At 45.7% G+C, this 11,082-nt stretch carries 9 protein-coding genes; 6 read left to right on the top strand and 3 right to left on the bottom strand.

Going from position 1 to position 11,082, the window contains the following annotated elements:
* The first annotated feature begins 443 nt into the window (after window positions 1–443).
* From NG833_RS09160 to NG833_RS09145, 4 genes are all read left to right on the top strand, one after another.
* Window positions 444–1,241 (top strand): hypothetical protein, encoded by a 798-nt coding sequence (locus NG833_RS09160; RefSeq protein WP_254564985.1) that lies wholly within the window; start codon window positions 444–446, stop codon window positions 1,239–1,241.
* A 64-nt stretch (window positions 1,242–1,305) separates the two neighbouring features.
* Window positions 1,306–2,064: an iron-containing redox enzyme family protein gene (locus tag NG833_RS09155; RefSeq protein ID WP_254564984.1), complete on the top strand. Its 759-nt coding sequence runs from the start codon at window positions 1,306–1,308 to the stop codon at window positions 2,062–2,064.
* A gap of 102 nt (window positions 2,065–2,166) precedes the next feature.
* Window positions 2,167–3,045: a class I SAM-dependent methyltransferase gene (locus NG833_RS09150; protein WP_254564983.1), complete on the top strand. Its 879-nt coding sequence runs from the start codon at window positions 2,167–2,169 to the stop codon at window positions 3,043–3,045.
* 34 nt (window positions 3,046–3,079) lie between these two features.
* The gene (locus NG833_RS09145; RefSeq protein ID WP_254564982.1) at window positions 3,080–4,192 is read left to right on the top strand and encodes an amidinotransferase; all 1,113 of its coding nucleotides are present in this window, start codon (window positions 3,080–3,082) and stop codon (window positions 4,190–4,192) included.
* Window positions 4,193–4,922: 730 nt separating this feature from the next.
* Here the strand turns inward: NG833_RS09145 and NG833_RS09140 are convergent.
* Entirely contained in the window at window positions 4,923–5,417 is a 495-nt protein-coding gene (locus tag NG833_RS09140) for a universal stress protein (protein WP_254564981.1), read from the bottom strand.
* A gap of 404 nt (window positions 5,418–5,821) precedes the next feature.
* On the opposite strand from NG833_RS09140, the gene NG833_RS09135 reads away from it, so the two are divergent.
* Window positions 5,822–6,154, top strand: a complete 333-nt coding sequence (locus NG833_RS09135) for a hypothetical protein (RefSeq protein ID WP_254564980.1) — start codon at window positions 5,822–5,824, stop codon at window positions 6,152–6,154.
* Window positions 6,155–6,481: 327 nt separating this feature from the next.
* On the opposite strand, the gene NG833_RS09130 is transcribed toward NG833_RS09135, so the two are convergent.
* The gene (locus NG833_RS09130; protein WP_254564979.1) at window positions 6,482–6,661 is read right to left on the bottom strand and encodes a hypothetical protein; all 180 of its coding nucleotides are present in this window, start codon (window positions 6,659–6,661) and stop codon (window positions 6,482–6,484) included.
* Between the two features lie 141 nt (window positions 6,662–6,802).
* Between NG833_RS09130 and NG833_RS09125 the strand changes: the two genes are divergently transcribed.
* A complete protein-coding gene (locus tag NG833_RS09125; RefSeq protein WP_254564978.1) occupies window positions 6,803–8,881 on the top strand; it encodes a ShlB/FhaC/HecB family hemolysin secretion/activation protein in 2,079 nt (692 codons plus the stop codon).
* A 700-nt stretch (window positions 8,882–9,581) separates the two neighbouring features.
* On the opposite strand, the gene NG833_RS09120 is transcribed toward NG833_RS09125, so the two are convergent.
* Window positions 9,582–10,295, bottom strand: coding sequence for a Uma2 family endonuclease (locus NG833_RS09120; RefSeq protein ID WP_254564977.1), 714 nt, complete (start codon window positions 10,293–10,295; stop codon window positions 9,582–9,584).
* Window positions 10,296–11,082 lie beyond the last annotated feature (787 nt).

Below are 11,082 nucleotides of genomic sequence, written 5' to 3'. Positions count from 1 at the left end.
CGTTCGTTCGTAGATCAACAAAGTAGCCCCGTCAATGTAGGGGCGCAATGCTTGCGCCCTCCGGAGGGCGCAAGCATTTACTCCGACACATAGCTTCCTTTCAGTTGAAAGTTTGGAGGATTTATATTTTGCAATCCCCTCACTCATCCCAGCATGAAGAATAATATAGACGGGAAAACATACCAGCGATCGCTCTTTACTCTGAATTTTGAAGGGGTATCAGTAATAGGGCGATCGTGAAAGCCAAAATGCAGTCTACCTGGAGGAATATCGATCTGAGTGGTTAAGCTTTTCCTCAGAAAGCGTAAACAAGAATCAGTACATAAGAAAAAATAGCTAAAAGCTGCTGATTTCAGATGTCCAGTTAGGACATCTAGTGAGGATAGGATTGATTGTCAAAATTCTGCCAAAACGATGGGCTTTAAAAAATTAAGGAGATCTGGATGACCAGTAGGACAGCAGTGATTTCTGAAGAAGGTATAGAGCTAGAGGTAAAAATTAGTGAAAATCTCTCTAAGAATTTTCCGCAAGGCAACCGATTTGGGATTTCTCAAAAATTTGTTCGCGATGGATTTATCAAACTAACGAACATGATGCCTCTGGAAATCCGCCAAGCGATGAAAGCAGAGGCAATTCGCCTGTTAGATCTTTACTCAGAACGTCGAGATTTAAAATTGGCAACCACAGGTAACACTCCGCGAAAAATGAGCGTGGTTCACAGTGAAGTTATTGCGGAAAATAGCGAGTTTATTAACAAAGTCTACCGTTCTGAATCCTTGGTCAGTTTGTTGGAATCAGTGGCAGGCGAAAAGTTACTCCCTTGTCCATCGAAAGATGAAGAATTTTTAATTGCTCGTCAAGAAAAGTGTGGCGATACTCATGGATGGCACTGGGGAGATTATCGTTACGCGCTGATTTGGGTGTTAGAAACGCCACCGATTGAGTATGGAGGAATGCTACAGTGCGTACCTCACACCAAATGGAATAAATCCGACCCCCAAATCCACTTTTATTTGTGCGAAAATTCGATTCAGACCTACGGGTTTACCAGTGGAGATATCTACTTCCTGAAAGCAGACACCACCCTTCATCGTACTGTTCCGCTCAATCGGGATGCAACACGGATTATGTTGAATATGACCTGGGGTTGTATGGACGATCTGAAAAAAGAACTCAAAGATGGCGATCGCTGGTGGTCAGAAGAAGAAGTACAAGCCGGATTGTACGACCCAAAAGCCTAGTTAAATACCCCAAAATTCCCTCGGATAAAAATAACACAGCTATCAAACTGAAAGGAGGTTAAACGTGACCCAGGTAACGCTGAAAAATTTCCAAGACGTAGAAGATACGACAGTTCGCCAGCGGGTGAAACTCGAAAATCAAGAAGTGCAAGCCTATCTTGATGGAAAACTGCAGTACATCCTCAACCACCGAGCCGTTGAGCATCCCTTGTTGAACTACTACCGCCAGAATGCCTTCACCAAGGAACAAGAAAAGAAATTTTACCTCGAATGTTTTTATTACTTCCAGTACGAACCGTTTTACATTACTGGAATTGCCATGAATACGCGAGATTATAATATCTTGCGAGAGATCGTTCTCAATGTGGCGGATGAAGTGGGTGGAGAAGTGCCGCACTCCGAGCTATTCCGACAGCAGATTAATGCCTTGGGGATTAGCAATGAAGAAATTGAAAGCTATCAGTGCTTGCCCACAACAACAGCAATGAATCAAGGAGCCAAGCAGCTTTATACCGAACCCCCCATTGAACGGAATTTGGGTGCATTGTTTGCCGATGAAACCATGTCTGCGGTGTTAGCCTCTCAATTCAATGATGGATTAGCAAATCAAGGCTACGATGAAAATGTTCGCAAGCATTGGTTGATGCACCTTGCAGTGGAAGTGGGACATAGCAACAATGCATTTAATGCGATCGCACCCTACGTTGTCGATCCCAAAGGGCGGGAACGCTTTGAAGAAGGCATCAATACTTACTTGCAACTGCTCGAAGAGTATTGGGATGGCGTTGATGCCATTGTCCGAGGCAAAGCTCCAGGCACCTAACGCTACAAAGTAGGCTTTAAAACCCTTTCTTGACTGCTAATCGATCGTTTAGCAGTCAGGACGATATACACCGTGTAATTTTATCTGTTCGCATAATTAATAATGACCCACGAAACCTTGCTCTATTCTGCTGAAGATTTTGAAAATAAAGCAGATACCGGCCTGATCATGTCCAGCTTGCAATGGCTGATCGATCACTATATAGCAAAAGAAAAGTACCGCCTGCAAATGGTTCGAGATTTACAACTCAAACCGGGAAATCTAGTATTAGACGTGGGTTCTGGTCCGGGTTTGTGGTCGGAAAAGTTAGCAGAAAAAGTAGCTCCGGATGGTCGGATCATCGGAATAGACTTTTCTCAAGATTTAATTGAATACGCCCGAGAAAACTTACAACAATCTCCCTATAAAGATTTCGTAGAATACCAGCGCGGAGATTTTTTCGACCTTCCTTTTGAACGCAATACATTTGATGTAGTGTTTTGCAGCAACTCTTTAATGTATTTAACGGATGAAGATAAAGAGAAAGTCATCAAAGAGAAACAGCGAGTGGCGAAAATCGGAGGAAAAGTAGCCTCCAAGGAATATGATGGAGAAACGATTATTGTTTATCCCATCCCACCTGAATTGTGGTTGAAGATGAAAAGTGCGGTGGCTCGGGTTTTATCTGAAACTGCATCATCGGACTACTATGATGAATATGTAGCTCGCAAAACCCACAAAATATTTTTAGATGTTGGGTTAACCCATATTGACAGCATTGCCTATCCGATTCAACTCTCTTACCCCTTGTCACCCAGTGCCAAACGCTATCTTACTCAAGAAAGTGAATGGCTGATTAAGACGGCATCTCCTTATTTAAGCGCCGCAGAAACAGAACAATTGATGTCGTACTTCAACCCCAATTCCCAGCACTATGTGTTAGATCGAGAAGACTTTTGGTATTTGGTGGTAGAAATTATGGCGCTCGGGATTAAGCAATAGAGAAAACTACGGTAAGATGAGGGATGCTGTTGAAATGACCGGAGTTATGGAACAAGAAAATCCCGCGAAAGTTCAAGAAAAACCCATTCCTGCGATCAATTCTTTTAACGAATGGGACCCTCTGGAAGAGGTGATTGTGGGTCGATTGGATGGTGCAGTCATCCCGCCTTGGCACGTAACCTTGAAGGCGAGTATGCCTCAGCGTTACTGGGATTTATTTCGCACCTATGGCGGACAACCCTTTCCCAAAGAGGAAATAGAAGCAGGGCAAAAAGAGCTAACCGAATTCATTCACATTTTGGAAGCCGAAGGGGTAACGGTTCGGCGTCCCGATGCGATAAATTACACTCAGCCTTATTCTACCCCAGATTGGCAAAGTGCGAGCGGATTGTATGGAGCGATGCCCCGGGATGTGATGATGATTATCGGGGATAAGATTATCGAAGCGGCAATGCCTTGGCGATCGCGATACTTTGAGATTCACGCCTATCGTTCCCTGATTAAAGAGTATTTTCATGCTGGAGCGCAATGGATTCCCGCTCCCAAACCGCAACTATCCGACGAACTCTATCACTACCAATATGAGGAAGCAGATAAAAATGAACCCTTTAACTCCTGTCTGAGTGAATTTGAACCCGTATTCGATGCTGCTGAATTCACCAAATGCGGTCGGGATATTTTCGTACAACAAAGTCAAGTCACAAATCAGTTTGGCATTGAATGGGTCAGGCGGTGTTTGGGCGATGAGTATAAAGTTCACGAACTGAAATTTAAAGACCAATCGGCAATGCACATTGATGCCACCTTTGTGCCGTTAGCTCCTGGAAAACTGTTGATTCATCCCGACAAAGTGGATAAAGTTCCGGCGATGTTTAAAAGTTGGGATGTGTTAAAAGCGCCTGAGTCTTGCATTCCCGACAGTCATCCCCTCTATATGTGTAGCAAGGGAGTCCGAGTCAACGTGCTGATGCTCGATGAAGAACGGGTGGTGGTTGAGAAGCAAGACGAACCGATGATTCGTGCCCTAAAAGATTTTGGGTTTAAGCCGATTCTGTGTAATTTTCGGCATTTTAATACCTTTGGTGGCTCTTTTCATTGTGCGACTTTAGATGTGCGTAGAAAAGGGACGCTGCAATCTTACTTTTAATTGACGGCTTTTAGAGCTAAACCCGCAGGTTTTAGGGTGTTCCAACAAATAAATCATCCCAATCCCGATGGTTAAGCATCTAACTATATTAGCCCGCGCAGGCGGGCTATAGCCCTTCGGGCATGGCTCCGCTAATGTCCGTGTAGCCCCACCCTTAAGGGTGCGGGTTTTTTGGGTATTTTATTTTTTGGAGTTCCCTTAGTTTTTACTTAATTTTTTTGAGGAAAAACTAAGACCTCTGGCAAGGGGGCAGTAGGATGGGCAAAAGCTCCAATTCAGCTATATAGCAGTCCTTGCGTGCTGTTGTGGAAGACGTCGGCGGCCCCCAACCGTCGGCGGACGGTGAACGGGAGAGGGGAGCCGAGCAATGTTACAAATCATTTAGGATTGCTATAGATCCTCATCTATAGCAGTCCTATATCAGTTGGGGAAGACCCTCTCTGATTTTACTTTTGCCAAAGATAATTGTCAAGATTATTTTTAATAATTTCCGCATAAACACCATATAATTAGGTTCAAGCCTTTAAATGGTGATTTCAGAACCCGCTCTTTTCAACAGATAGGCGTATTAGGCGAAAAGAAAGAATCTACCCCACTTAGCCCATGCAAATGGGACGAGTAGAACGGACAGAATTTGAAAGATTTTCCGCTCCTGAATAAGCTGATCATTTATTTTCGCCATCCTGCATTATCTGAACAAAAAAGAGCAGGTATGAGGGTTAAGTTTCGCTTAGGTAACGGGTAACGCGCCTTGGACAATTAAAACGGAGCAAGGTGCGTTATGGGTAATGTAGTTACTGACGCTGCCTAAAAAGAGTTCGGTCATGCCTTTGCGACCTCTGCGGCCTACTACAATTAAGTTAGCACCCCAGCTTTTGGCTAACTCACAAGCGAGGACACCGGGGTCTCCGACTCGATGATGGCAGATGGTGGGGATATTGCGGGCCATTGCCATTTCAGCATAGCCCTGGAGTATTTCTTTGGTTTTTCGGACTTGCGCTTCGAGTCGTTGCTGTTGAATTTCGGGGATTTCTCGTCCGATCGATGGACTTAATCCCATGCCGGTCCCCACCATCGGCGAGATCTCGGCGAGGGCTTCGACTTGAATGGCATGAAATAGCATCAGTTCGGCTTGTTCTTTTGCGGCTAAATCGATCACCTGATCAATGACAAAATCAGATTGGGCTGAACGATCAATTGCGACCAGAATTTTATGATAAGTCATGGGGAATTCTCCAAGTGTCGTTACTGGGGCGATCGCCCCAAGGAATCGGCCTCTTTTTCAAGGTAACCCGATGATGAGGTTCGGCGCATCTTCTCCCCGGGCGATTTGTTGTTTCTACCCTGATTGCTTTCCCCGTTGCTCAGCTTACCCCTATTATCCTCTCTGTATCACTTTTTAGGTATTTTGTCAAGTAAAAATGGGGAAGGCATTCCAGAATTGCGGGTATTGTTTCCTCGAATCATCGGGACAGGGGTGCTTCAAAAAACTTAACTAAAAATCGGGCAAATTGGGCTAAGTTATACACAAATCATACAGCCCGCAAACGCGATCGCAAACATCCGGATGATAAATTGAAACCTAAGTTCAGATTTCCCCCAATTCAAGCCAAATCTTAAAGATTTGTGATGGAGAGTAAAGATATGTTACCGGATCAGGTTTGCAACTCCGATACCCCTTCCTCCAAACTCCTCGTCGATTCTCAGTTGTTAGGCTTATGGTTTGCCAGCAGGAATCCGGGGAGTCGGGTGAGTCAAAAAGACGGATTGAAAACCCTGGACGGTCCGGTTCAAGACTCTAAACAAAGTCAGTTCCCCTCAAATTTCACCCTATTTGGGGCTTGGTTATTTTTATTCATAACCGTCGCTGCTATGTTAGCTCCTCTCTCTAATTTTTGGGGCCCAGATCCTTCCTCCCCCGAAATGGGACCCGAAGAAAGTTCATTCATACTTCCGGAATAAATGCCATTGACCGGCCATCACCAATCAATTAAAATCTGATATCCAAGGGATTTGATGAAAATAATGGCGGGGTTATTCGGATAATTTTTCTGAAGTTATTTTTTAGAAAAAAGCGATAATTTTAATTTAAAAGCCGATGGATTGGCGGGGATAAAGGACTGTTATAAATTTCCCAATCAGGGCAACTGGATGACGGTCAGAAGTTTAAGTAAAGAACCAGCCAGGGCTACCCACTGTATCGGTGAAATTGAATCTAATCGCCACAATTTGATACCTAGATTATTCCACCCTTTAAACCCAACTGGGTAGCCCAAAGCCTTGAAAAGTTTACCCTAGGCATAGGCACTTTGAGCCAGCAAGGCGATCGCCCACAGCAAGGGGCTGTTCATCTCCAGAACCCAAAGTCACTCCGAGTTTTGCTCGGGCAGCAATACAGAGCAGCAGTTGGCATCCAAAACATGGACTGAGGCAGAAACTCGGTTTCTGCCTCAATTGAGGTAATTTCATGCTTTGTCAAGCGGGAGTGTTTTATAGTTAGGAGGGTTTTTGACCCTAGGATCTCTTGCCGATGGCAAAATCAATAGATACACTGGCATTTGGAGCTGCCGCAGTTTCACGGTTTAAGGTACCAAGGGAGTTAAACAATAAATGCTCTGGAAGCTCAGGCTATTATATCAACAAGTGGGTTGGGATGGTGATTGTTCGATGCAGAAGAACATGATATTCAACGTTTTGCGATATGGGGTTTCAATTCCAGTATTTTTGGCGATCGCTAATTTTTCCGGGGGTCAAGCAATAGCAGCAGATTTTATGACCCTAGATTCCCAGGAAACAGCCAGGGCAAAAGCCATCAATAGTCGCGATCGATTCCAGATATTTGGAGATCAGGGAAAAGCCGCAGATCTGACAAACACTCCTGGAGAATTTGGAAATTTGGGGTGGCTAGAGGATGGGGAAACGAGTTGCGATCGCGAAGCGTCTCGGAAGGAGAATCGCCCCTGTGATGACAGTCTGGAGATCAATTTACAGAGCATTCTCTCCCCAGAGCAACCCCCTAGACTGAACCTTGGAATGCCAGAGGCGATCGCCCAAACCCCTCCCTCCCAGCCCCCGCAGCCTCCCACCCAAGAGCCATTACCCCCCCTACCCGAGGTAGAGCCGACCCCTCCAGAAGACCAGGAACCTCCCGTCTTGACCCCCCCAGAAGAACAACCCTCCCCCGATGAATCTCCCGAGGTAGAAATTCCCATTCGCCAAGTGAACGTGACGGGCTCTACCGTACTCACCGATACAGAAATTCAAACCCTTGTTGCCGAAGTTGAGGGACAAACCGTTTCCCTCGATCGCCTCCGACAACTCGCCGATCAAATCACTCAAATTTATCTCGATCGCGGTTATATCACCTCCCGCGCCTTACTCGGAGATCAAGTCATCGAGGATGGCATCGTTGAAATTCAAGTCATTGAAGGCACTTTAGCCACCATTGAAGTGGAAGGGAACAACCGCGTCAGAGAGTCCTATATCCGCTCTCGGATTGAACTGGGAGGGGGCGCGCCCTTGAACACCGCCCGCTTGGAAGATCAGTTGCGGTTACTGCGCCTCGACCCTTTATTTCAAAATATTGAAGCCAGTTTGCGTGCCGGAGACGAAATTGCTCAAAGTATTCTCACCGTGCGGGTGCAAGAAGCCAATCCCTTTGGGTTGAATTTAGGCGTAGATAATTTATCCCCTCCCAGTGTCGGTTCCGAACGCTTAGGAGGAACCGTGCGCTATCGCAACGTGACGGGATTTGGAGACGAAATCGCCGCCAGTTATTATTGGGGAACCGGAGACTCGCAAATTTACGACCTGAGTTATCGGATTCCGGTGAATGCCATGAATGGAACTTTGGGGTTTCGGGTGGCACCCAACCGAAATGGCATCGTTCAGGACGAGTTTAGAGAGTTGAATATTGAAGGGGAATCTGAACTGTATGAAGTGAGTTTTCGACAACCTTGGGTGCGATCGCCCAGGCAAGAATTTGCCACCTCTCTCGGGTTTACCTTCCAGGAAAGTCAAACCTTTGTCGCCGGTGAACCGTTTGGTTTTGGCAGCGGTCCTAGCGCCGATGGGATTACCCGGACGAGTACTTTCAAGATTGGCGCGGACTACCTGCGCCGGGATGTTCAGGGAGCCTGGTCCGTGCGATCGCTGGTGAACATTGGGACTGGTTTATTTGATGCCACTGACAATGACGACCCGATCCCCGATGGACAGTTTGTGAGTTGGATTTCTCAGGTGCAGCGAGTGCAACGGTTAGGTGGCTCACAATTGTTAATTGTCCAAGCGGATTTACAGTTAAGTCCTCATAGTTTGCTCTCGTCCCAGCAATTTGTGATTGGCGGAGGTCAATCCTTGCGGGGGTATCGTCAAAATGTGCGATCGGGGGATAACGGATTTCGCTTTTCCGTAGAGGACCGGATTGTTGTCCTCCGGGATACCTCCGGAATTCCGGTATTTCAATTCGCCCCATTTTTAGACGTAGGAACCGTTTGGAACCATGCCGATAATCCCAATGAATTACCGAGACAAACCTTTTTAGCTGGGATAGGGATGGGTATTCTTTGGCAAGTGTTTCCCGGTTTGAATGTGCGAGTTGATTATGGACGGCCTATTTTCCAAATCGATGATAAAGGGACGAATGCTCAAGATGAGGGATTTTATTTCACAGTGAATTATCAACTGTAATTCCCTCATTTTTCGGAATTAAATAGCCTAAGTTTGGCATGAATATTTGGGGTGTAATCTTGATGCCAAACTAGGTTTAAATTATTCAAAACTTCAAAGTAAAGCCAGTAACTATAGCAATTTTCACATTCATGAGGTACGTTTACTCGATCCCCCCTAGCCCCCCTTAACAAGGGGGGAACGTGGAAAGTCCCCCTTGTTAAGGGGGATTTAGGGGGATCGGTGAATGTACTTCACCAACAAGAGAAAGGCTATATTTTGTTGATTTATGATAATTATACCAAATCCGGTTGTCTCAAGTCGATATTCGGTTGTCTCAAGTCGGTTTTCGCTTTGACGCCGCACAGCAGGGGCTTCCGTCCCTGTAGCCCCACCGTTGACGGGTGTGGGTTTTTATAGACTAGCCCTGTCAAGGTGTATTCATCTGTAGGGGCGCAATGCTTGCGCCCCTACAAATACCTTCCTTTCAGCAACAACCGGCGGGGGTTAAAACGATTGGCGGCCTGTAGGGGCGCTTCGCGAAGCGCCCCTACGTCGGTTAAAACCGACTAAAAACACCACGGTATAAGACTTGCAGTCGTCTTTAGACGACTTTAGCTATTAGGCGGGGGTTTTAACCCCCGCCGGTTGTTGAGAATGGTGCAAGATCTTAGTTTTAACCGACTTTTGCTATAAGACAAGGAAATTGATGGACATCGAGCTAAATATCAGGATCTATCCCTAACTCTCGCAAGCGTTGAGCTAAGCGATCGGCCCGTTGAGCTTCCTGCGAGGCCCGTTGAGCTTCCTGCGAGGCCCGTTGATCCGCATCTTTAACCTTTTCTTCCGGTGTCAAATACCGTTTTCCCTCTGCATCATACCAATACAGCCATTCTCTCGTTACCCCAGAATAATTTCCCCTCTCACAACCCATTCCTAAACCGATTTCCGGCATCCAAATTGGATTCCCTGACTGTAATTCATACTTGCCATCGACTAACTTATGAACTTCCAAATGTGGTTTCCGGCGACGACGGGAGGAATAAATGACGTAATAAAGTATGCCCAACTCTTGATAGTCGGCTAATTTTTGGCTGTATTCCTTCCGATAGGTTGGGGAAACGACTTCTAGCACCAAAGTTGGTACAACATTTTCATCCCACAACACATAGCTGGGACGTAATTCTTCATCATAAAACCGTTCCACACCTAAACTTAAAAAAGCATCGGGCACGATCGCCGGTTGGTCTGGGTCATAATAAATACCCATATCGATGCCAAAAAACCAATCCATGCGCTCTGCCCAAAGAATGAGCAAAATTGCCTTTAACAACCCTGGTATTAATTCTTGCAGTTCGTTATCCACAGGTGTTTCATCAGAGTCAGGTAGTTCTTCGGCAGAGGGCAAGTATCTCGGTAGCTGGCGTTTTAACATAGCAGCTTTCCCCTAAAACTCACTCAGATTACAGGTCTTAATTTTATCAAATTTTTGGGTTAAATTGTAGGGGCAATTTATGAATTGCCCGAAAATTCTTTTTTATCCTATCCTAGGGCAAATTACTGATTATGGGTTACTGATTGCCTATTTGTTATTCTCTAAAAACCCGGTTTTTGCAACCCGCCCCCAGGGGCGATCGGCCTTTGCCCTCAAAGAAACCCTAATGAGAATTGTAGGCATTGCCCGCCACTGCAAATTCTCGGTTTTGATTGTCACCTTTTTCCCCCGTCCCCCGTCCTCAATGTTGATGAAAAACAGATCCTACGGGTGATTAACATTTATAGACGATCGCGGCGATACAGATATCGACATTGATGGCAGCGACACCAGCGATATTCCCGATGAAAAATTAGAAAAACTCGACTATAGTAATCTTAAATGATTTATACTTCACCCCCGTCCCCTCTCCCAAAGCGGGAGAGGGGAGAATACAGATGTCACAAATCATTTAGGACTGCTATATTTGCCCCATTTTTTTTATGGAAATCCCTAACAACCGACGGGGACCCTAGGGCGTCGGTACAGTATTAAATAGGCTAGGACAAGAAACCCGGTTTCTTACCCAAAATGTAGATGATTAGCAACAGATTAGGACAGAAACCGGGTTTCTAACCTTTATGGGAACTCCAAAAAATAAAATCTCCAAAACGTTCGTTCGTAGTGAATGCTCAACGAAGTCAATGTAGGGGCGCAATGCTTGCGCCCCTGGGGCGCAAGCATTGCG

This window comes from Oscillatoria sp. HE19RPO (genome assembly GCF_024220515.1).
In the GTDB taxonomy this organism is placed as follows: Bacteria; Cyanobacteriota; Cyanobacteriia; order Cyanobacteriales; family Laspinemataceae; genus Laspinema.
The sequence above is the reverse complement of the archived record's forward strand: the minus strand, read 5'-3'. Positions and strand labels throughout refer to the sequence as shown.

What these genes read in the sequence shown, in the direction of transcription:
- NG833_RS09140 (WP_254564981.1), bottom strand. Translation starts at nt 5,417, where the DNA reads ATGACTTATCATAAAATTCTGGTCGCAATTGATCGTTCAGCCCAATCT.
- NG833_RS09120 (WP_254564977.1), bottom strand. Translation starts at nt 10,295, where the DNA reads ATGTTAAAACGCCAGCTACCGAGATACTTGCCCTCTGCCGAAGAACTA.
- NG833_RS09150 (WP_254564983.1), top strand. Translation starts at nt 2,167, where the DNA reads ATGACCCACGAAACCTTGCTCTATTCTGCTGAAGATTTTGAAAATAAA.
- NG833_RS09130 (WP_254564979.1), bottom strand. Translation starts at nt 6,661, where the DNA reads ATGAAATTACCTCAATTGAGGCAGAAACCGAGTTTCTGCCTCAGTCCA.
- NG833_RS09145 (WP_254564982.1), top strand. Translation starts at nt 3,080, where the DNA reads ATGACCGGAGTTATGGAACAAGAAAATCCCGCGAAAGTTCAAGAAAAA.
- NG833_RS09135 (WP_254564980.1), top strand. Translation starts at nt 5,822, where the DNA reads ATGGAGAGTAAAGATATGTTACCGGATCAGGTTTGCAACTCCGATACC.
- NG833_RS09125 (WP_254564978.1), top strand. Translation starts at nt 6,803, where the DNA reads ATGCTCTGGAAGCTCAGGCTATTATATCAACAAGTGGGTTGGGATGGT.
- NG833_RS09160 (WP_254564985.1), top strand. Translation starts at nt 444, where the DNA reads ATGACCAGTAGGACAGCAGTGATTTCTGAAGAAGGTATAGAGCTAGAG.